The sequence below is a fragment of the Streptomyces ortus genome, assembly GCF_026341275.1.
Lineage (GTDB): Bacteria > Actinomycetota > Actinomycetes > Streptomycetales > Streptomycetaceae > Streptomyces > Streptomyces ortus.
Genome location: NZ_JAIFZO010000002.1, coordinates 1,784,292 through 1,804,969 on the forward strand (window position 1 = coordinate 1,784,292; position 20,678 = coordinate 1,804,969).

The 20,678-nt window shown below is 71.8% G+C and carries 17 protein-coding genes and 1 pseudogene; 11 read left to right on the forward strand and 7 right to left on the reverse strand.

All coding sequences use genetic code 11. The annotated features are described in order from the left end of the window. Positions 1–2: 2 nt before the first annotated feature. Together K3769_RS11195 and K3769_RS11200 are read left to right on the forward strand one after the other, a co-directional pair. Complete coding sequence (locus tag K3769_RS11195; protein ID WP_267026287.1) at positions 3–1,247, forward strand: cytochrome P450; 1,245 nt, start codon at positions 3–5, stop codon at positions 1,245–1,247. A 120-nt stretch (positions 1,248–1,367) separates the two neighbouring features. Continuing rightward, positions 1,368–3,050: a DUF8823 domain-containing protein gene (locus tag K3769_RS11200; protein WP_372514913.1), complete on the forward strand. Its 1,683-nt coding sequence runs from the start codon at positions 1,368–1,370 to the stop codon at positions 3,048–3,050. On the opposite strand, the gene K3769_RS11205 is transcribed toward K3769_RS11200, so the two are convergent. Further along, positions 3,004–5,091, reverse strand: coding sequence for a bifunctional glycosyltransferase 87/phosphatase PAP2 family protein (locus K3769_RS11205; RefSeq protein ID WP_267026289.1), 2,088 nt, complete (start codon positions 5,089–5,091; stop codon positions 3,004–3,006). The two genes, K3769_RS11200 and K3769_RS11205, sit on opposite strands and share 47 nt — an antisense overlap. A 397-nt stretch (positions 5,092–5,488) precedes the next feature. On the opposite strand from K3769_RS11205, the gene K3769_RS11210 reads away from it, so the two are divergent. Then, positions 5,489–6,160 (forward strand): O-methyltransferase, encoded by a 672-nt coding sequence (locus tag K3769_RS11210; protein WP_267026290.1) that lies wholly within the window; start codon positions 5,489–5,491, stop codon positions 6,158–6,160. Positions 6,161–6,196: 36 nt separating this feature from the next. Here K3769_RS11210 and K3769_RS11215 read toward each other — a convergent pair whose 3' ends face one another. After that, the gene (locus K3769_RS11215; RefSeq protein ID WP_267026291.1) at positions 6,197–6,601 is read right to left on the reverse strand and encodes a hypothetical protein; all 405 of its coding nucleotides are present in this window, start codon (positions 6,599–6,601) and stop codon (positions 6,197–6,199) included. 154 nt (positions 6,602–6,755) lie between these two features. On the opposite strand from K3769_RS11215, the gene K3769_RS11220 reads away from it, so the two are divergent. Next, the gene (locus K3769_RS11220) at positions 6,756–7,160 is read left to right on the forward strand and encodes a DnaJ family domain-containing protein (RefSeq protein WP_267026292.1); all 405 of its coding nucleotides are present in this window, start codon (positions 6,756–6,758) and stop codon (positions 7,158–7,160) included. 202 nt (positions 7,161–7,362) lie between these two features. Here the strand turns inward: K3769_RS11220 and K3769_RS11225 are convergent, their stop codons facing one another. The 3 genes from K3769_RS11225 to K3769_RS11235 form a co-directional block, all read right to left on the reverse strand. Then, positions 7,363–8,097, reverse strand: a complete 735-nt coding sequence (locus tag K3769_RS11225) for a hypothetical protein (protein ID WP_267026293.1) — start codon at positions 8,095–8,097, stop codon at positions 7,363–7,365. Between the two features lie 5 nt (positions 8,098–8,102). Continuing rightward, complete coding sequence (locus K3769_RS11230; RefSeq protein WP_267026294.1) at positions 8,103–8,792, reverse strand: hypothetical protein; 690 nt, start codon at positions 8,790–8,792, stop codon at positions 8,103–8,105. 125 nt (positions 8,793–8,917) lie between these two features. Further along, positions 8,918–11,086, reverse strand: a complete 2,169-nt coding sequence (locus tag K3769_RS11235; RefSeq protein ID WP_282566151.1) for an MDR family MFS transporter — start codon at positions 11,084–11,086, stop codon at positions 8,918–8,920. Positions 11,087–11,244: 158 nt separating this feature from the next. Here K3769_RS11235 and K3769_RS11240 point away from each other — a divergent pair, with 158 nt between their 5' ends. Continuing rightward, entirely contained in the window at positions 11,245–12,198 is a 954-nt protein-coding gene (locus tag K3769_RS11240; protein WP_267026296.1) for a peptidoglycan-binding domain-containing protein, read from the forward strand. 276 nt (positions 12,199–12,474) lie between these two features. On the opposite strand, the pseudogene K3769_RS11245 reads toward K3769_RS11240, so the two are convergent. After that, a pseudogene (locus K3769_RS11245) lies at positions 12,475–13,138 on the reverse strand (HAD-IA family hydrolase). A gap of 343 nt (positions 13,139–13,481) precedes the next feature. Here K3769_RS11245 and K3769_RS11250 point away from each other — a divergent pair. From K3769_RS11250 to K3769_RS11270, 5 genes are all read left to right on the forward strand, one after another. After that, positions 13,482–14,126 (forward strand): HNH endonuclease family protein, encoded by a 645-nt coding sequence (locus K3769_RS11250; RefSeq protein ID WP_267026297.1) that lies wholly within the window; start codon positions 13,482–13,484, stop codon positions 14,124–14,126. 201 nt (positions 14,127–14,327) lie between these two features. Next, positions 14,328–16,001 (forward strand): alkaline phosphatase D family protein, encoded by a 1,674-nt coding sequence (locus tag K3769_RS11255; RefSeq protein ID WP_267026298.1) that lies wholly within the window; start codon positions 14,328–14,330, stop codon positions 15,999–16,001. Between the two features lie 320 nt (positions 16,002–16,321). Beyond that, on the forward strand, positions 16,322–18,331 hold the full coding sequence (locus K3769_RS11260; protein WP_267026299.1) for an FAD/NAD(P)-binding protein: 2,010 nt from the start codon (positions 16,322–16,324) through the stop codon (positions 18,329–18,331). Between the two features lie 83 nt (positions 18,332–18,414). Beyond that, entirely contained in the window at positions 18,415–18,870 is a 456-nt protein-coding gene (locus tag K3769_RS11265) for a DoxX family protein (protein WP_267026300.1), read from the forward strand. Positions 18,871–19,135: 265 nt separating this feature from the next. Beyond that, positions 19,136–19,846, forward strand: coding sequence for a DedA family protein (locus K3769_RS11270; protein ID WP_267026301.1), 711 nt, complete (start codon positions 19,136–19,138; stop codon positions 19,844–19,846). 34 nt (positions 19,847–19,880) lie between these two features. Here the strand turns inward: K3769_RS11270 and K3769_RS11275 are convergent, their stop codons facing one another. Next, the gene (locus tag K3769_RS11275) at positions 19,881–20,108 is read right to left on the reverse strand and encodes a DUF2277 domain-containing protein (protein WP_267026302.1); all 228 of its coding nucleotides are present in this window, start codon (positions 20,106–20,108) and stop codon (positions 19,881–19,883) included. Between the two features lie 135 nt (positions 20,109–20,243). Here K3769_RS11275 and K3769_RS11280 point away from each other — a divergent pair, with 135 nt between their 5' ends. Further along, entirely contained in the window at positions 20,244–20,588 is a 345-nt protein-coding gene (locus K3769_RS11280; RefSeq protein WP_267026303.1) for a DUF8825 domain-containing protein, read from the forward strand. Positions 20,589–20,678: the final 90 nt, after the last annotated feature.

Consider the following 20,678-nt stretch of genomic DNA (forward strand, 5'->3'; position numbering starts at 1 on the left):
CGATGCCCTGTCCAGCGCTGCCCGACGGGTTCGATTTCACCGATCCCGATCTGCTGCACCACCGCGTGCCCCTCCCGGAGTTCGCCGAGCTGCGTCAGGCCGAACCGGTGCGCTGGATCCCGCAGCCGGCCAACGTCGCCGGTTTCCAGGACGGGGGCTACTGGGCCGTCACCCGGCACGCCGACGTCAAGTACGTTTCCACGCACCCGGAGTTGTTCTCCTCCACGCTCAACACCGCGATCATCCGCTTCGGCCCGCACATGGAGCGGGACGCGATCGACGCCCAGCGGCTGATCCTGCTCAACATGGACCCGCCCGAGCACACCCGGGTCCGCCAGATCGTCCAGCGCGGCTTCACCCCGCGTGCCATCCGCGCCCTGGAGGAGAACCTGCACGGCCGCGCGACCCGGATCGTGGCGACCGCCCTCGCGAACGCCGGCCCCGGCGGCTCCTTCGACTTCGTCACCGAGGTCGCCAGCGAGCTGCCCCTCCAGGCGATCGCGGAACTCATCGGCATCCCGCAGGAGGACCGCGCCAAGATCTTCGACTGGTCCAACAAGATGATCGCGTACGACGACCCGGAGTACGCGATCACCGAGGCGATCGGCCAGGAGGCCGCCACCGAGATCCTCGCCTACGCGATGAACATGTCGGCCGACCGCAAGCAGTGCCCCGCCAAGGACATCGTCACCACGCTGGTGGCCGCCGAGGACGAGGGCAACCTCGCCTCCGACGAGTTCGGCTTCTTCGTCCTGATGCTGGCCGTCGCCGGCAACGAGACGACCCGTAACGCCATCACGCACGGCATGCACGCCTTCCTCACCCACCCCGACCAGTGGGACCTCTACAAGCGGGAGCGCCCGGCGACCGCCGCGGAGGAGATCGTCCGCTGGGCCACCCCCATCGTCGCCTTCCAGCGCACCGCGACCCAGGACACCGAACTGGGCGGCAAGCAGATCAGGAAGGGCGACCGCGTCGGCCTCTTCTACTCGTCCGCCAACAACGACCCGGAGGTCTTCGACACGCCGGAGGTCTTCGACGTCCACCGCGACCCGAACCCGCATCTGGGCTTCGGGGGCGGCGGCCCGCACTTCTGCCTCGGCAAGTCCCTGGCCACCCTGGAGATCGACCTCATCTTCAACGCGATCGCCGACGCGATGCCCGGGGTGCACCTGGCGGGCGACCCGCGCCGACTGCGCTCCGCCTGGATCAACGGCGTGAAGGAACTTCAGGTCGGCGTCGACTGAGGGATCGACGATCGGCCGGAGGAATTCTCCGGCCGGTGAACGATTTTGCCCCGTTACGCGTCTTCACAGGTGGCACAGTCGACCCACACCTGCGAAGACATCGAACGGAAACGCCGAGCCGTGGCCCCAGCCGAACTGTCCCCCGACCCACGGGAGGGCGCGCGGACCGCCCGGAAGCGGGTCCTCCGACCGGTTCGGAGGCCGAAGTGGGTTCCGGTGCGGGGTCCGGCGTGGGGTCCGGCGTGGACACGGCACCGGGTGCCGCTCCTCGCCACCCTCCCGACCGTCCCGCTGTACGTGGTGTGGTGGCTGTTCCTGGCCACCGGCGGCGGTGATCTGGCCGCGCAGGAGGCCTGGGCCGACTTCGCGTCCCGGCACGGCGGCTCGGCGTACACCCTGTTCTGGTACGGCGGGATGCACACCGCGAACTACAGCCTGATCTCGCCCTACCTGATGGCCGCCTTCGGCGTGCGGACGGTCACCGTGGCGGCCGGGCTGCTGGCCGCCTGGCTGGCCGCGGTCCTCATCGTCCGTACGGGCATCCGCCGCCCGCTGGGCCCGGCGCTGCTCGCGTCGCTCGCCCTGTGGTGCAACGTGGCGTCGGGGCGTACGACCTTCGCGCTCGGCGTCGCGCTCGGACTCGCCGCCTGCGTGCTGCTGACCCGGGAGCGGCGCATCCCCCTCGCCGTGGCGTACGCGGCGCTCGCGACCATGGCCAGCCCGGTCGCGGGCCTGTTCCTGGTCGTCGCGGGCGCAGGTCACGCCCTCGTACGGGACCGGGCGCGGGCCGCCGCGCTCATCGCGCCCCCGGTCGTGGTGGTGGGTGCGACCGCCCTGCTCTTCCCGTTCACCGGGGAGCAGCTGATGCCCGCCGCCCGGATCTGGCCGCCGGTCCTGATCGGCCTCGTCGTGCTGACCCTGGCGCCGCGCGGCTGGCGGGTGCTGCGCTGGGGCGCCGTCGTGTACGCGGCGGGGACGGTCCTCACGTATCTGGTGCCCTCTCCGGTGGGCACGAACGTGGAGCGGCTGGCGGAGCTGTTCGCCCCGGCGGCGCTGCTGGCCGCGCTGCTCGCGGTGCCGAGGTCGGGGACCGCCCACGCGAGGCGGCGCGTGGCGCTGACCATGGCGCTGGTGTTCTCCGTGGGCTGGGTCGGCAAGAAGACCGTCGACGATCTGGCGGTGTCGACCGTGGTGCCCGCCTGGGCCCACGACACGACCGGCGTCGTGGAGGCCCTGGACCGGCTCGGCGCGGACCGTACGCGCGTCGAGGTGGTCCCGGCCCGCAACCACCGCGAGGCCACCGCGCTGGCCCCGCACGTGAACCTGGCGCGCGGCTGGAACCGGCAGCTGGACATGGAGCGCGGCCGGCTCTTCTACGACGGGACCTTCTCGGAGAGGACCTACCGGGCCTGGCTCGACCGGTGGGCCGTCGGCTTCGTGGTGCTGCCCTCGGGGAAGCCGGACGGCTTCGCGGAGGACGAGGCGCGCCTGGTCAGGAACGGCACGCCGTGGCTGGAGCCGGTGTGGCGGGACCCGAACTGGCGGGTCTACCGCGTGCGCGAGGCGGTTCCGCTGGTGTCGGCGCCCGCCTCGGTCGTGCGGGCCGACAGCGCGGCGGTGGTGGTGCGGGTCCCGCGGCCCGGCCCGGTGACCGTGCGGGTCGCGTTCTCGCCCTGGCTGTACGCCGAGGGGGGCTGCCTCGAAAAGGAGGGAGAATTCACGCGGCTGACGGTGACCGAGCCGGGCGAGTACCGGATCAGCTCGGGGTACGGCCCTTCGCCGGGCCCGGCCCCGCGCTGCTGACCGCCTGCGCGTTCTGGGCCTCCCCGACCCTTTCGGCCGTCTTCGTGAGCGTGCGCGGGCGGGGCCTGGGCCCCTGGAGCAGGTAGGTCAGCCCGAAGCCGGCGCCGACGACGGCCGCGCCGCCCACCGCGTCCAGCACCCAGTGGTTGCCGGTCGCCACGATCGCGGAGACCGTGAACAGCGGGTGCAGCAGACCGAGCGCCTTCATCCACCATCGGGGGGCGAGGATCGCGATGACGAGCCCGCACCACAGCGACCAGCCGAAGTGCAGCGAGGGCATCGCCGCGTACTGGTTGGTGAGCGCGGTCAGCGTCCCGTAGTCCGGCTGGGAGAAGTCCTGCACGCCGTGCACGGTGTCGATGAACCCGAGGCCGGGCATCAGCCGCGGCGGGGCCAGCGGGTAGAGCCAGAAGCCGACGAGCGCGAACAGCGTGGCGAAGCCGAGCGCCGAGCGGGCCCAGCGGTACTCGGCGGGCCGGCGGGCGTACAGCACGCCGAGCACGGTCAGCGGGACCACGAAGTGGAACGACGTGTAGTAGAAGTTGAAGAAGTCCTCCAGCCAGCCGATCCGCACGACCGTGTGGTTGACCCAGTGCTCGATGTCGATGAAGAGGAACTGCTCGATCGAGTGGATCTGCTCGCCGTGCTGTTCGGCGGTGGCCCGCCCCCCGGTGTTGGTACCCCCGGTCGCCGCGAGCCTGACCTGCTGGTACGCGGAGTAGCCGACGCGGATCAGCAGCAGTTCGAGGAGGAGGTTCGGGCGGCTGAGGACGCGGCGCAGGAACGGCAGCAGGGGGACGCGCCTGAACCGGGTGGGCACCGGCGGCGCGTACTCGGTCGGGACGGGCGAGCGGTAGTACTCCGACGTACGGGACAGAAACGGAACCACGGTCGCGGCGGCGAGGGCGGCGAGCAGCACGACGTTGTCCCGCAGCGGGTAGAGCCACTCCATGTTCGGCAGCATCATCTTGGCCGGCAGGGTCATCACCAGGACGACGGCGACCGGCCACACGTACCGGTCGCCCGCCTTCTTGCCGACGCGGCCGACCAGCGCGAGCAGCACCCACAGCAGCTGGTGCTGCCAGGTGGTCGGCGCGACGGCGACGGCGACGCAGCCGGTGACCGCGACCGCGAGCAGCAGCTGCCCGTCGCGGGCGTAGCGCACGGCGCGGCGCAGGCCGAGCACGGCGACGGCGGTGCCGAGCACGAGGAAGAGCCCGATCTCCAGCGGCCCCTCGACCCCGAGCCGCAGCAGCGCCCCGTGCAGCGACTCGTTGGCGAGATCGTCGGCGGGCCGCCCGAGCCCGACCCCGGCCAGGTGGTGCACCCAGTACGTGTACGAGTCGTGCGGCATGGCCGCCCACGCGAGCGCGGTGAGCGCGGCGAAGGCGAGGGCGGAGGAGACGGCGGCCCGGCGGCGGCCGGTGAACCACAGGAGCGGCGCGAACAGCAGGACGGTGGGCTGCAGGGCCGCGGCGAGGCCGATCAGTACCCCGCTCGCCCGTTCCCCGCGCACGGCGAAGCAGCCGAGGAGCACGAGCAGGACCGGGATGATGCTGGTCTGGCCGAGGTAGAGGGTGTTGCGCACGGGCAGGGACAGCATCAGGAGGCTGATGGCGACGGGGGCGGCCAGCAGGGCCGTACGGCGGCTCACCGGCTGGGGCAGGGCGCGGGCGGCGACCAGGCCGAGGGCGACCACCAGCAGCAGCGTGCCGAAGGTCCAGCCCCAGCCGAGAGCCTGCTCGGCCGCCTTGGTGAGAGGTTTGAGGACGAGTCCGCCGAAGGGTGTGCCGGTGAAGCGCGTCGAGTCGTACAGCGAACCGTTCACATGCAGCACGCCGTCGGGGCCGACCCAGGTCTCCAGATCCGTCAGGCGCTCGCCCCTGGGCGTACTCAGGACGACGGCGACCTGTCGTACGGCCAGGACGGCGGCGATCAGCCACAGGCCCGCACGGACCAGGCCCAGCCGCGCTCTGGCCGCCTCGGGCGCCGTCGCCCCGAAGGGATCACCTGGTCGTCCGCCGTGCTCCACATTTGCCACGTGCCGTCGGCCCTCCCGCCCCGTTCGTCCCCTACGCCCCTTGAACCCCACAAGTCCGCGGGGTCCCGTGCGTCTGTTTCTCGTTCGAACCCTTAGAGGCTCGCACCACCCCCGATGTGAGACGCGGGCAACCCCCTCTTCACCTGACGTCCTTCATTCTTTTGTCCCGATGAAGGTGTTGTAAGGCCGAAGAGGGCCCACGGCACGCCGCCACGCGAGGCCATGACGGGAATACAACCACCCAACCCACCGGGAACCGGCTATATTCGGCTACGGAACTCGTTAGCCCTACTAACTAGCCCTACTAACTAGCCCTACTAACTAGCTCGGCTAAGTAGCTCAGCTAAACAGTTCGGCCACGTAGCTGAGCCGAACAAACAGACGAAAGGTTCGCCGCATGACCGAGCCGCAGCTCTGGCACGACGTGGACGACTACTTCACGGGGCTTCTCGCCCCGCCGGACGCCGCCCTGACCGACGCGCTGCGCGACAGCGACGCCGCCGGACTCCCGCAGATCAACGTCGCCCCGAACCAGGGCAAACTGCTGCATCTCCTCGCCGTGATCCAGGGCGCGACCCGCATCCTGGAGATCGGCACACTCGGCGGCTACAGCACCATCTGGCTGGCCCGCGCCCTCCCCGAGGACGGCCGGCTGATCACCCTGGAGTACAGCGAACAACACGCCGAGGTGGCCCGGCACAACCTCGCCCGCGCCGGCCTGGACAAGATCACCGAGGTCCGGGTGGGACCGGCCCTGATCGGCCTGGGGACGCTGGCCGACGAGGACCCCGCACCCTTCGACGTGGTCTTTATCGACGCGGACAAGGTGAACAACCCGCGCTACGTGGAATGGGCGCTCAAGCTCACCCGGCCGGGCAGTCTGATCATCCTCGACAACGTCGTCCGCGGCGGCGCCGTCACCGACGCCCTCAGCGACGACCCGAGCGTGCGCGGCACCCGTGAGGCGCTCGACCTCTTCGCCACACACCCCAAGCTGAGCGCCACGGCGATCCAGACGGTGGGCGTGAAGGGGTACGACGGGTTCGCGCTGGCGCGCGTACTGCCGTAGGCGCCGCGCGCGGCGGTCCCGCCGTACCCGGCGGCGTCAGACCTCGTGGTAGAAACCCACGTTCACGCTGCGCGGACCCGTGCGGTCATGGATGACCAGCTCGCCCGCGCCCCCCACCGGCAGCTGCGCCGTCCCGCCGTACGGCAGCGGCTGCTGGACTCCGCCGCCCCCGCCGACCAGCGTGAACCGCACCTCGGACGACGGGTCGTCGTGCGTGCCCCGCAGCCAGGTCACCTGCCAGATCCCCTCGGGCCCGCACAGGAACTCCAGGTGGACCCGCGAGACGAACAGCCAGTCGTCGGGCGTCGCGAGGCGGCACGCGCCCCGGTCGCGCCCCACCCGCAGCACGGCGCCCGGCTCGCTCGGCGCGTCGGCCATCTGCATTCCGGCCGTCGCGCCGGCGTCCGTCCCGGACACCGAGGCCATGGTGAGTTCGAGCACGTGCGCTCCTTCGTTCCCCCGCGTAACCGCGTTCCGATGTGCCGAAGTTCCGATTGTCCCGCGCCGGACGTGTGCGACGGCCGGTGACGTATCGCCGCCGAATGATAGAGCGCGCGGGCGTACAGCGTCCGGCACAGTCGCATACCGTGGAGGTATGACCGAGCGCAAACCTCCCGGGGTCGGCTTCGAGTCCTGGGTCGACCGGCAGATCCGCGAGGCGGAGGCACGCGGCGAGTTCACCGAACTCGCCGGTGCGGGCAAGCCCTTGCCGAGCGGCCCCGACACGTCGTACGACGAACTGTGGTGGATCAAGCAGAAGATGGCCCGCGAGGGCATGTCCGTGCTGCCTCCCACGCTGGCGCTGCGCAAGGAGGCGGAGGACGCGCTGGAGCAGGCCGCCGCGGCGCCGTCGGAGCGGGTGGTGCGGCGGATCGTCACGGAGATCAACGCGAAGATCCGCGAGATGATGTTCAAGCCACCGCCCGGCCCGCCGCTGGGCCTCAAGCCGTACGACGTGGAGGAGATCGTCCGCGCCTGGCACGAACACCGCGCGGCCTGACACTCGACGGCCACGCGGCTCGGCGTCGAGGGCTCACGGCTCACGGCTCACGGCTCACGGCTCACGGCAGTGTGCGCCCACGAGTGAGGCCCCGCCCGGCGCATCGCCCGGGCGGGGCCTCCTCGGCTCAGTCGACTCAGCGCAACCGGCCTGCCGCGCAAGCGAGTTGTGCGGCTGCGGCCCGTCTCGACTGCGGCCCGTCTCAGATCCTCAGGAGCCGTTCCGTCAGTTCGCGGTAGTCCTTCAGGGCCAGCCGCAGCTGCTCCGTGTCGGCCTTGTCGTCGGCGGAGCTCTGCCAGGACGTGCCCAGGGCGCGGCGCCGCTGGGTGACGGCCTCGGTGAACCGTTCGGCGACCTCCTGGAGCACCCGGTCCGCCTCCTCGACCGAGCCGCGGGGCCCGTCGACGAACCCGGCGACCGCGTCGTGCAGCCGCTGCGACCACTTGTCGCCCTCGTCGTGCGGCATGAGCCGCCCGCCGGAGTCCGTGCCGGCCTTGGCCTTCCCGGCGTTCACCCTCGCCTCGGCGCCCAGGATGCCCTCCCGGGACGCGCCGCTCCGGCCGCCGCCCGGGGCCGCCTTGCCGGTGCCGATCCCGGTGCCGGTGCCGGTGCCAGTGCCGGTGCCGGTGCCGGTGCCGCTCGCGATCTTCGTCTGACCCGCGGCGCCCTCGCGCCCCGGCGAGCGCTCCTGCTCCGGTGTACGCGGCCCGGTGGCGGCCGGGATCCGCCCGCCGACCATCGTGTCCTGGCCGTCCCGCACCCGCTCCTGCTCCGCCGTGTCCCGGCCGCCGAGCACATCGTCACGCCCGGCCCCGGACCCGTCGCCGTGCGCCGCTCCGGTCGTTCCCGGCGTCCTGGTCACATCGCCCCGTTCGTCGCGCCTGTCCGACCCGTCCCGCCGATCCTTGAAAGGTCCTGTCGCGGTGTTGTCCGGCATGTGTCTCAACTCCCCTTCACGTGGCGCCTGTTGAGCGCCCACGGCGCGTGCGAACGGCCGCGGGTGCTGTCGCTTCGAGTGGTCTCGGCCGCGTCCTCGCCACCGTCCCCGCCTGCCTTCCGCAGCTGCGCCCTGTCGTCGCGCGCGGAGTCGGTCAGGGCTTCGAAGAGGGCGCGGGCCTCGACCAGGGACTCACGCAGCTCCTCCGTGTCGGTGCGCTCGGCGCCGGCCCCGTTCGGGTGCGCGGCCAGGTGGACCCGGCGGTAGCCGTTCACGTGGTGCGCGTGGTGCACGGAGAGCGCGGAGAGCTGCTCCTCGTACTGGCCGGCGTCCGGGAAGCCGCGCGCGCCGGCCACCTCACCGAGCAGCCGGTCCGCCTCGACGACGGCGTCGCGCGGCGAGTCGACGAACTGCTCCTGGATCGCGGTCCAGCGGACCGCGTAACGGTCCCGCGCCGCGGGCTCCAGCGGCTGCGCGCGCAGCGAACCGTGCCGCTGCACGCGCTCCTCGAGTTCGCGCTCGGCGGCCTGGGAGTCCCCGTCGTGCCGGGCCAGTGCCCGGTCGTACTCGGGCCCGAAGCGCCGCTTCAGACTCTGCCCGCCGCCCGGCCTGCGGGCCATCACGAGCCGAGCGATCACGGCGGCGACGACGGCCACCACGATCACGATCAGAACGATGATCACGCCTGTGGACATGGATTGCCTTCCGGGTTCTGGGCCCAGCGGGCCGCTTCCTTTCGTCTGGTTGCCCGGACTTCGGCTACCAAACGGCCGGTGGCCGGATCCACGTCACGTACACCCCAAGTGGGCCTCGGTTCAGCTCACTTGGCGAGCCACGTCCGGCCGGCCGGTTTCGGCGTGGCGTCGGCGTGGGGCCGTTCCGCGTCGGAGCCGCACAGCTCGGAGTTCAGTTCCGCCACGAGCTGGGCGAGGTCGGTGGGCCGGTCCGGGCCCCACCAGTCGCCGAGGAGTTCGGCCAGGGACTCCTCCCGGGCCGCGGCCAGCCTCTCGGCCGCCTGACGCCCCCGCTCGGTGAGAACGAGGTCCGGTCCCTCCCGTACGGCCAGGCGCCGCTCCTCCACCTGGCGCGCGGCCTCGATGACGGTCTGCAGGGGCACCCCGCTGTGTTCGGCGAGGGCGGCGGGCTCGGCCCAGCCGTAGCGCCTGATGCGCAGTAGCAGCCAGCTCGCGGCGGGCAGCAGGTCGTACCCGGCGCGGGCGGTGATCTTCTGGTAGATCTCCCGCCGCCCCTCCCGGCTGCCCAGCACGGACAGCGCCCGGCACACCTCGTCGTACGAGGAGCGCTCCACGGGGTTGCTGGCGAGCGTCTGGGTGGCGTCGGGCGCCGTCACCGAGCCCCGCAGTCTGTCCTCGCGCAGGAACCAGGCGAGCACGAAGCCGACGACGGCGACCGGGGACGCGTACAGGAAGACGTCCGTGATGGAGACGGCGTACGCCTCGACGACGGGTGGCCGGAGCGCGGCCGGCAGTTCGACGATGATCTTCGGGTCGGACTTGAGCGCGTCGGCGTCCAGGCCGGCCGGGAGGGTCTGCCCGCGCAGTACGTCGGCGAGGTCGCCGCTCAGCCGGCTCGTGAAGACCGAGCCGAAGACGGCCACTCCGAACGAGGCCCCGATGGACCGGAAGAAGGTGGCGCCGGAGGTCGCGACGCCCAGGTCCTCGTACGAGACGGCGTTCTGCACGATGAGGACGAGAACCTGCATCACCAGCCCGAGGCCGAGGCCGAAGACCAGGAAGTACACGCTCATCTCGGCCGTGGAGCTGTCCGGGTCGAGCCGGTGGAGGAGGAGCAGGCCGAGGGCGGTGACGGCGGTGCCCGCGACGGGGAACACCTTCCAGCGGCCCGTCCGGCTGACGATCTGCCCCGAGACCGTCGAGGAGAGCAGCAGTCCGGCCACCATCGGCAGCATGTGCACGCCCGACATGGTGGGCGAGACCCCTTGGACGACCTGGAGGAACGTCGGCAGGTACGTCATCGCGCCGAACATCGCGAAGCCGACGACGAAGCTGATCACCGCGGCGAGGGTGAAGGTGCGGATGCCGAACAGTTTCAGCGGGAGCACGGGTTCGGCGGCGCGGCGCTCGACGGCCACGAACAGCGCGGCGAGTACGACGCCGAGGACCGCGAGGCCGATGATCTGCGGCGAGCCCCAGCCCCAGGTGTTGCCGCCGAGCGAGGCGACGAGGACGAGGCAGGTGGCGACGGCCGCGATCAGGAACGTACCGAGGTAGTCGATCGTGTGGCGCCGCGAGCGGACCGGGATGTGCAGCACGGCGGCGATGACGGCGAGCGCGACGACCCCGACGGGCAGGTTGACGTAGAAGACCCAGCGCCAGCTCAGGTGCTCGGTGAACAGCCCGCCGAGCAGCGGCCCGAGGACACTGGTCGCCCCGAAGACCGCGCCGAACAGACCCTGGTACTTCCCCCTCTCCCGGGGCGGCACGATGTCCCCGACGATCGCCATCGACAGCACGATGAGCCCGCCGCCGCCGAGGCCCTGGAGCGCGCGGAAGGCGATCAGCTGGGGCATGTTCTGCGCCATGCCGCACAGCGCCGAGCCGATGAGGAAGATCACGACGGCGACCTGGAACAGCTTCTTGCGTCCGTACTGGTCACCGAGCTTGCCCCAGAGCGGGGTGGCGGCCGTGGAGGCCAGCAGATACGCCGTGACGACCCACGACAGATGGTCGAGCCCGCCGAGATCGCTGACGATGGTCGGCAGCGCGGTCGACACGATGGTCTGGTCGAGCGCGGCGAGCAGCAGCCCCAGGAGCAGCGCCCCGATGGAGACGAGGACACCGCCGCGCACGGGCGGCGGAGCGGCGGCGGCATCAGGCGAGTGATCCCGTGGACTCCGGGGCCGGAGGGCGTCCGGGGCCGCGTCGGGTACACCCCCGCCGCCCCCACCCCTGCCATGCGCCTCCCTGTCGCCGCCCGTGTCACCCCTGCCGTGCGCATCCCCGGCCATGCGGACCTCCCGGCCATGAACGTCCCGTTCCTCTTCCATCCTGGGCGGTGTGACCGGTTATGGCCTGGTGGATTCGGCCAGGAGTTCGGGATTCCGGGGGTAACCGGGAGATTGTGTGGAGGAGGTCTGCATAATCGCTGGAGTTCGTACGGGGAAGGATGCACGACGTGAGCGACCGGAGCGGTCATATATGCCCGGAATGCGGGGCACCCAGGGAGTCGGGGTCCTCCCCCACCTGCGAGTGCGCCCGCAGAGCGGCGGACGAACTCCTGCAGACCCGGTCCGCCGAGACGGCAGCCGCGGAGGACTTCGACCCGCTGCGCATACGCCCCTACGTGGACCTGGAGGTACACGCGGAGGGCACGGGCGCGGGCGCGGGCCCCGTCGGCGGTCCGCCGCCTCCGACGGCGACGGCGGTCGGCCAGGACCCCGCTGACCGGGCGACGATCTCGATCCCGCTGCAACGCACCTCGTCCGACGACCTGCCCTCGGCCCCCTCGGACACCCCTCCGGACACGGGCCGCCGGCGTCGCTTCGTGCTGGTGGGAGCGGGCGCCACGGCGGTCGTGGTCGCGGCGGCCGGGTTCGCGGGCGGACTGTTCTCGTACGAGGCGCCGTCGCGCAACGGCGCGGCCCCGGACGACATCCGCGCGAGCGTGCCGGACACGGCGGTGGACGAGCCGTCCCCGTCGGACTCCGCGTCGTCCTCGGCCTCGGAGTCGGCCTCGGCGTCCGCGTCGGCCGACGAGAGCCCCACGCCCTCGGACTCCGGGTCGCCGAGCGACTCGGCCACCCCGTCGTCCCGGACGTCCGCGACGACGCGCGCACCGGCGCCCGACAACTCGGCCAGCGCCGCCCCGCCGTCCGCCGCCCCGACGGACAAGGCGGGCCCGGCGGTGCTGCGCCGCGGCAACCAGGGCCCCGAGGTCACCGAACTCCAGCTGCGCCTCAAGCAGTTGGCCCTCTACGTGGGCGACGCGGACGGCGACTACGACAACCGCACCGAGAACGCCGTACGCACCTACCAGTTCACCCGAGGCCTGGACGAGGAGCAGGGCGTCTACACAGAAAAAACCCGATCCCACCTGGAATCAGAAACAACAACCCCCTGACCCCGACACCGGCGCCACCCCTTCCAGGGGCGCGGGAAACGACGCAGTCTTAACGGCGCAATCTTTCGGCTTCCAGGGGCGCGGGGAACGGCGCAGTCCTTTGGCTTTCAGGGGCGCGGGGAACAGCGCAGTCCTTTGGCTTTCAGGGGCGCGGGGAACAGCGCAATCTTTGCGCTTTCAGGGGCGCGGGGAACGGCGCAATCTTTGCGCCCCACCGTGGCACGGCGTCCGTCGCACCCCCCCACCTAGGGGGCGCGGGGAACGGCGCAAACCCCCTCACCCCACCCGCAACCGCACACCTCTACCCCCAACCCTCTCACCCGAACCCCCCGCAGATCCTGAACAACCGCATCAGGCCGATGCACCCGGCCCGCACCCCCCACCCCCACCACCCGCATCCCCTGCGGAGCTTCCTGCCGAGATCCCCGCCCCCGAGTCCTCGAACACCACACTCCTCGGGCGCGACCCCCAACTCCGCCGCCCCCTTCAAGAACCCCTCGGGATCCGGCTTGCTCGCCCCCACGGACTCCGCGGTGATCCGCACGTCCGGCAGCGCCAGCCCCGCCGCCCCCATCCGCGCCGCGGACAGCCCCACGTCCGCCGACGTGACGAGCGCGTGCGGCACCCCGAGCTCCCGCAAGGACGCCAGGAACTCCGCCGCCCCCTTGATCGCCACGACCCCGTCCATGTCGGCGGTCTCCTCGGCGAGCATGCGCGCGTTGTCCGCGTAGTTCTGCTCCATGGGCCGGCTCGGCAGCAGCACGGCCATCGACGCGTACCCCTGCCGCCCGTGGACGACCTTCATGACCTCGTTCCCGTCGAGCCCGTGCCGGTCGGCCCACCGGCGCCAGACGCGCTCGACGACGGCGTCCGAGTTGACGAGGGTGCCGTCCATGTCCAGCAGCAGGGCGCGGGCGGTCAGCACGGTAGAGGCCGTCATCGGCAGGCTCCAAAGCGTGGAAACAGGGCGCGCCAGGAGGAACCCCGCACGCCTCCGGGGAAACAAGGTGGCCCCGCCCGCCGGTCAGGGAGTGCGGACGGGGACCACTTTGTTCCTACACGGTACAAAACAAAGGGGTGATCCCGCCACCCCGGGGCCCCCACCGCATTACCCGCGAGGACATGACAAAGCAGACAGCCCGCACCAGGAATCCCGCCGCACATCTTGTCGTGTCATGCACACGTCATTAACTTCTCACCTGTCGCACATCTCCCGGAAACCGCCCCCCGCGAGCATTTCGGTCGCTCGCAGGTCAACTTCCCCCCACCCCTAGGGAGTTCGCATGCCGAAGGTCTACGCGCGTCGACGGCTGAGTCTAGTGGCCGCCTTCGCCGGTTTGATAGCCCTGGCCGGCCTTTTCAACGGCCCGGCCGCCTCCGCCGCACTGCCCACTCCGGTCAGCGCCGCCACCGCCCGCACCTACCTCGCCTCGCTCACCGTGGCGACCGAGGACCGCACCGGGTACGACCGCGACCTCTTCCCGCACTGGATCACGATCAGCGGCACCTGCAACACCCGCGAGACCGTACTGAAGCGTGACGGTACGAACATCGTCACCAGCTCCGCCTGCGCCGCCACCAGCGGCTCCTGGTACTCCGTCTACGACGGCGCCACCTGGACCGCCGCCTCCGACCTCGACATCGACCACCTCGTGCCGCTGGCCGAGGCCTGGGACTCCGGCGCCGACAGCTGGACCACCGCCCGGCGGCAGGCCTTCGCCAACGACCTGACCCGCCCCCAGCTCATCGCCGTCACGGACAACGTGAACCAGTCGAAGAGCGACCAGGACCCGGCCGAGTGGATGCCGTCCCGCACGGCGTACGCCTGCACCTACGTCCGCGCCTGGGTCCAGGTGAAGTACTACTACGACCTCTCCGTCGACTCCGCGGAGAAGAGCAAGCTCACGTCGGTCCTCAGCGGCTGCTGACCCGAACCCGGGATCCGGGACCCGGGACCTGGGACCCGGGATCCGCTCAATCCCACGCGATCCCGCCCGATTCCGCCCGATCCCACGTGATCGCACACGATCTCCGGCGGTCCCCGTCGATCCCCGGCGGTCTCTCGCCGGAATCTCCCCACCGGCCTCCGTCGTTCCGTACCGTACGGGGCGACGGAGGAGGGTGATCACGTGGCGAGCCTGCGCCTGGGTCCATTGCTGAGGTACGTCGACGGCTCGTCCGCGACCGTGTGGGTCGAGGCGAGCCGTCCGGCCACCGCCGAGGTGCGCTGCGCGGACGGCTCGGGTGGTGAGTCCCCCACGTTCCAGGTGGCGGGCCACCACTACGCCCTGATCCCGGTCGAAGGACTGACACCGGGTACGACCACCGCGTACGAGGTGCTGTTCGACGGGGAGCGGGTCTGGCCCCTCCCCGACTCGCCCTTCCCGCCCTCGGCCATCCACACCCCCGTGGACGACCACGAGACCGTCCGCGTCGCCTTCGGCTCCTGCCGCTGGGCCTCACCTCCCGAGGGCGAGAAGGACCCGGTCGGCCCGGACGCGCTGGACACCCTCGCGGCCCGCATCGCCGCCGACCCGCAGGGCGAACGCCCGGACGTCCTGGTCCTGCTGGGCGACCAGGTGTACGCGGACGAGGTGTCCAAGGCCACCCGCCGCTGGCTGCAGGCCCGCCGCGGCCTCGACCAGCCACCCGGCGCCGAGGTCGCGGACTACGAGGAGTACACGCACCTCTACTACGAATCGTGGCTCGACCCCGAGGTCCGCTGGCTGCTCTCCACCGTGCCCAGCTGCATGATCTTCGACGACCACGACGTGATCGACGACTGGAACACCAGCGAGGCCTGGGTCGCCGACATGCGGGACACCCCCTGGTGGCGTGAGCGCGTACTCAGCGGCCTGATGTCGTACTGGGTCCACCAGCACCTCGGCAACCTCTCCCCCGACCGCCTCGCCGAGGACCCCCTGTACGAGGAGGTCCGCGCCACGCCCGACGGCACGGACGCCCTGCGCGCCTTCGCCGCCCGCGCCGACGCCGACCCCGCCTCGGTCCGCTGGAGCTACCGCCGCGACTTCGGCCGCACCCGCCTCGTGATGGTCGACAGCCGCGCCGCCCGCGTCCTCGACGAGCAGAACCGCTCGATGCTCGACCCGGCGGAGTGGGAGTGGCTGCGCGAGCAGATGATGGACGGCCACGTACTGGACGAGCAGGCACCCGACGGCGCCGGCGCCTACGACCACCTCCTCATCGGTACTTCCCTGCCCTGGCTGCTGCCCAACCTCGTGCACGACGCGGAGGCGTGGAACGCCGCGATGTGCCGGGGCGAGCGGGGCGAGCGCTGGGCGCGGCGCGGGGAGAACCTGCGGCGGGCCGCCGACCTGGAGCACTGGGCCGCGTTCCCGTCGTCCTTCGACAAGCTGGCGGAGCTGATCGCCGAGGCCGGCTCCGGACCGCAGGCGCCCGCGACGGTGTGCGTACTGTCCGGGGACGTGCACCACGCGTACGTCGCCGAGCCGGTCTGGCGGGAGGGCCTGGCCGCCCCCGACGCCCGGGTGGTCCAGCTGACCTGCTCCCCCGTCCACAACTCCATCCCGCCGTACATAAAGGTCGGTTTCCGCTTCGGCTGGAGCGGGGCGGGCCGGGCGCTCGGCCGCCGTTTCACCCGGCACGGCAGGGTCGCGGCACCGCCGGTGGACTGGCGGAAGACCGGCGGGCCCTGGTTCGGCAACCAGCTGATGACGCTGACGCTGAGCGGCCGTTCGGCACGGCTGCGGCTCGACCACGCGCGGGAGGAGCGCGGGGGTGGGGCGCGGCTGCGGACGATCACGGAGTCCGTCCTGAGCTGACCGGCCCCCTTACGGAGTGCTGCCCCGGACGGGGCCTCACACGTGGCCCCGTCCGCGACCTCGTCCGCGTCCGCGACCTCGTCCGGGACCTCGTCCGGGGCGTCGTACGGGGCCTGGTACGTCTATTGCGCGTGTTGCCCGTGATGTTGGCGCTTGGTGCGCATGCGCCCAATGAGTCCCGTGAGGCATCCCACAACAGGCACCGTTGATCCGCTCCAGGGGTCGGTTCCCGTGTCGTGCGACGGCATGATGATGCGGACCGTCCGCTTCCACCGGGGCGGTGAGCCGCAATATGCCCCACCTGTCCGGGAGTCACACCCTTGTCGGAACCAACAGATCGCGTCTCCGTGGCCCTGGTCGGCGCCGGACCGCGCGGCACCAGCGTGCTGGAACGCCTGTGCGCCTCCGCACCCGAACTCCTCACGCCCGGAACGCACTTGACGGTCCACGTCGTCGACCCGTCACCGCCGGGCCCCGGCCGCGTCTGGCGCACCGCCCAGCCGGCCGAGCTATTGATGAACACCGTGGCGTCCCAGGTCACCCTCTTCACCGACGACAGCGTGGACTGCTCGGGCCCGATACGCCCCGGCCCCAGCCTGCACGCCTGGGCGAGCGCGCGGACGGCAGGGCAGGCGGCTGAAGGGCTGGGCCCCGACGACTACCCCACCCGGGCCCAGTACGGCCAGTACCTGGAGTGGGTCTTCGGCGAGGTGGTCCGCGGGGCGCCGCCCGCGCTGCGGATCGAGACGCACCGGGCGCGCGCGACCCGTCTCGACGGCACGGCCGACGGCCTCCAGACCCTCGTACTCGACAACGGGCGTGCCCTGACGGACCTTTCGGCCGTGGTCCTCGCCCAGGGCCATCTGCCGACCGTGGCGGACCAGGCACAGCAGCGGCTGTCCGCGCATGCCGAGCGGCACGGGCTGCGTCATGTCCCGCCCGCCAATCCGGCGGACCTCGACCTCTCCCCCGTAGCCCCTGGCGAGACCGTCCTGCTGCGCGGCCTGGGCCTCAACTTCTTCGACCACATGGCCCTGTTGACGACGGCTCGCGGCGGCCGTTTCGTACGCACCCCGGCCGGTACGCGCTATCTCCCCTCGGGCCGCGAGCCGCGTCTGGTGGCGGGCTCCCGGCGCGGCATCCCGTACCAGGCGCGCGGCGACAACGCGAAGGGCCCGTACGGCCGTCACGTCCCGCTCGTGCTCACCCCGGAGACCATCTCCGGCTTCCGCAAGCGCGCGGACTCGGGCGACGCACCCGACTTCCTCACGGAGATATGGCCGTTGGTGGCGAAGGAGGTCGAAACGGTCTACTACGAGACGCTGTTGACCCGGACCACCGCCGAAGCCGGCGCGGAGGCGGGCGCTGACGCTGGCGCTGGCGGTCCGGGCACACCGGCGGTACGCGGCTTCCGTGAGCGCTTCCTCGCCGTCGCGCACCGGGACCCCCAGGAGGCGGCGGTGCTGGACGAGTTCGGGGTGCCGGCCGCTGACCGCTGGTCCTGGGACCGGGTCTCACGCCCGCACGGTGGACGCGTCTTCTCCGGTCCCGCCGACTTCCGGGGCTGGCTGCTGGCCCATCTGCGTGAGGACGCCGAACAGGCCGCGCTCGGCAACGTCGACGGCCCGCTCAAGGCGGCGCTCGACGTGCTGCGCGACCTGCGCAACGAGCTGCGGCAGATCGTCGACCACGGCGGCCTCGCGGGGCCCTCGCGCCGGGAGCACCTGGACCGCTGGTACACCCCGCTCAACGCGTTCCTGTCCATCGGCCCGCCCCGGCGCCGTATCGAGGAGATGGTGGCGCTCATCGAGGCGGGCGTGCTGGAGGTGATCGGCCCGCGCCTCGACGTGCGCGCCGAGGACGGGGCATGGGTGGCGCACTCCCCCGACGTGCCCGGCTCGACCGTGTCGGCGACCACGCTGATCGAGGCCCGGCTGCCGGAGCCGGACCTGCGGCGCACCGCCGACGCGCTGCTCGCCCGGCTGCTGAAGACGGGCCAGTGCCGCCCGCACACCGTGGACGGCTACGAGACCGGGGGGCTGGACGTGACACAACGCCCCTATCACCTGATAGACCGTCAAGGTCGGGTACACGCGCGGCGGTTCGCGATCGGAGTACCCACGGAGGGGGTGCACTGGGTGACCGCCGCGGGGGTCCGTCCAGGGGTGGACTCGGTCACCCTGTCGGACGCCGACGCGGTGGCGCGGGCCGTCCTGCGCACGGCTGCCGCCGAGGTCGGACGGGGCGTGCAAGCGGACGCGGAACCCGTTTCGACACCCGTATCGACCGAAAAACCATGGCCCAAAGTTGAACTTGCAAGCATTGAATAGTCAGACCTAACGTAGAGCACTCACTCGGTCACGTCCCCCACCGGTCCGCCATGGACCGCACCGCACCGAAGGAGTCATCCCACATGACCGGACGCCTCAACAGCGCCCAGCCATACGCCATCGGTCTGTTCCGCATCGTCGTCGGCCTGCTCTTCGCCTGCCACGGCGCCGTCTCGCTGCTCGGCGTGCTCGGCGGCGTGGACGGCAAGGGCGCCACCGTCGAGACCGGCGCCTGGCCCAACTGGTACGCGGCCGTCATCGAACTCGTCGGCGGCACGCTGGTCCTGCTCGGCCTCGGCACCCGTATCGCCGCGTTCATCGCCTCGGGCGCGATGGCGTACGCGTACTTCAAGGTCCATCAGCCCGAGGCGCTGTGGCCGATCGAGAACAGCGGGGAGGGCGCGGCCATGTACTGCTGGTCGATGCTCCTGCTCGTCTTCACCGGCTCCGGCGCGTTCGGCCTGGACCGGCTGATCCCCGGCCGTTCGTCCACGCCGACCGGGGAGAAGAACCGCCCCTCGGAGCCGGTCACGGCCTGACGCGCCCTGCCCCCGCAGGGTGCCCTTCCGCCCTTCCGCGCGTCCGTCAGGACTTCTACGCCTGGCGGGCGTGGCGGGCGAGCGTGACAGCCGGGTGCGACAGGCGGGTGAAGATGGTGTAGCGAACACACGCGCCCCCTGTGGATCCCCTGCCCCACCCGACGCGTACGCTGTATGGCTGTCACAGGCCGCTCCTGCCGCTCCCCCGCGACACCGCGGCATACGGCAGGGTCGAGGCCTACGGGGGAGACACAGGGGAGTTCCGGTGCTTGAGAGTGTGGGGTCGCTGTCCGGCACCCCTTGGATCTACAGCCAATGGATCTATGCCGCAGTGGCGCTGTCGGTCCTGTTCGACGTCTTTCTGCCGGTGCTGCCCAGCGGCGTACTGGTCATCACGGCGGCGACGGCCGCCGCGGCGGGCACCGGAGCGGCCGTCCAGCACGTACCGGACATCCTCTCGCTGACTCTCTGCGCCGCGACCGCGTCGGTCCTGGGCGACCTGGTGGCGTACCGGCTGGCCTGGCAAGGCGGCGAACGGCTCGACCGCGCCATCGCCCGCTCCCCGCGCCTGAGCGGAGCGCAGGAACGTCTCGGCGCGGCCCTGGCCCGCGGCGGCGGCACGCTGGTCGTGCTCGCCCGCTTCGCCCCCGCCGGCCGCTCACTGGTCTCGCTCGGCGCGGGGGCCGCGCACCGGCGCGTACGCGAGTTCCTGCCCTGGTCGATCCTCGCGGGCCTCGCGTGGGCCGCGTACAGCGTGGCCCTCGGTTACTTCGGCGGCCAGTGGCTGGGCGCGACGTGGTTCGCGTCGGGCATCTCGCTGCTCGCGCTCTTCGGGGCGGGCGCGGGGGCGGCGTACCTGATGCGGCGCCCGTCACCGGCGCCGGTGACCGCGCTCATCCCCGCACCCCTGCCGGTCCCCCCACTCGTACCGGCTCTCGTGCCGGCACCCGTGGCGGAGACGGGCCCGAACGCCTGAGACCGGGCAGGGCTGCGGCTACGGGGTGAGGGCGTCAGGAGGTGCGGGCGGCCTGACCTCTCACCTCCAGTCCGGCGAGCAACTCGGCCGTGGCCTCCGCGACCGCGTCGACGGCGCGTTCGAAGACTTCGCGGTTGTGGGCGGCCGGGGCGCGGAAGCCCGAGATCTTGCGCACGTACTGAAGAGCGGCGGCACGGATGTCGTCCTCCGTGGCCTCTTCGGGGAGGACGGGCGGTCGGAGAGTCTTGATGCTGCGGCACATACGTCCAGTGTGGCGCGAGCCACTGACAACGCGAGCGCGCGCGTGAAGTCCTACGGCCGAACCCGTTGGCGAGGTCCTGCGTCGAAGTCCCCAAAGAACTCGCATCGCAAAATCGAACAGACGTACCATTGAGGGGTGGCTGAGACCTACGACTTCCCAAGCGACCTCCTGGCCGGTCAGGAGGAACTGCATCAGGTCCGGGCCGAACTTCTGGCCCTGCTGAAGCGGCTCCCCTGGTCGGTCGAGCCCCTGGACGGCTTCAGCGACGACCACGGCTGGCGCAAGGTGGAACGCCCCGCCTCACCGGGCTGGACCCCCGACGAACAGGCCGAGGTGGAGAAGCTCCGGCAGCGCGAACGCGAACTGGCGGTCTTCGTGACCTGCCACCGCTTCTGGTCGGAGGTCACGCCCAAGGAGAAGGTGGACGCGCGCATGAGCATCAAACACACGGCCGAGCCTGAGAACCGACCTCCGTCATAGCCCGCACCCACTCCGCCCCAGCCGCAAACCAAGGCACACCCAACCCACCCAGGGGCGCGGGGAACGGCGCACAAGCCCCGCCTCAGCGGA

Bases quoted from the DNA above. Each gene is read 5' to 3' on its own strand.
- K3769_RS11195 (WP_267026287.1), top strand. From the start codon at position 3: ATGCCCTGTCCAGCGCTGCCCGACGGGTTCGATTTCACCGATCCCGAT.
- K3769_RS11210 (WP_267026290.1), top strand. From the start codon at position 5,489: ATGACCGAGCCGCAGCTCTGGCACGACGTGGACGACTACTTCACGGGG.
- K3769_RS11220 (WP_267026292.1), top strand. From the start codon at position 6,756: ATGACCGAGCGCAAACCTCCCGGGGTCGGCTTCGAGTCCTGGGTCGAC.
- K3769_RS11225 (WP_267026293.1), bottom strand. From the start codon at position 8,097: ATGCCGGACAACACCGCGACAGGACCTTTCAAGGATCGGCGGGACGGG.
- K3769_RS11230 (WP_267026294.1), bottom strand. From the start codon at position 8,792: ATGTCCACAGGCGTGATCATCGTTCTGATCGTGATCGTGGTGGCCGTC.
- K3769_RS11235 (WP_282566151.1), bottom strand. From the start codon at position 11,086: ATGGCCGGGGATGCGCACGGCAGGGGTGACACGGGCGGCGACAGGGAG.
- K3769_RS11240 (WP_267026296.1), top strand. From the start codon at position 11,245: ATGCACGACGTGAGCGACCGGAGCGGTCATATATGCCCGGAATGCGGG.
- K3769_RS11250 (WP_267026297.1), top strand. From the start codon at position 13,482: ATGCCGAAGGTCTACGCGCGTCGACGGCTGAGTCTAGTGGCCGCCTTC.
- K3769_RS11265 (WP_267026300.1), top strand. From the start codon at position 18,415: ATGACCGGACGCCTCAACAGCGCCCAGCCATACGCCATCGGTCTGTTC.
- K3769_RS11275 (WP_267026302.1), bottom strand. From the start codon at position 20,108: ATGTGCCGCAGCATCAAGACTCTCCGACCGCCCGTCCTCCCCGAAGAG.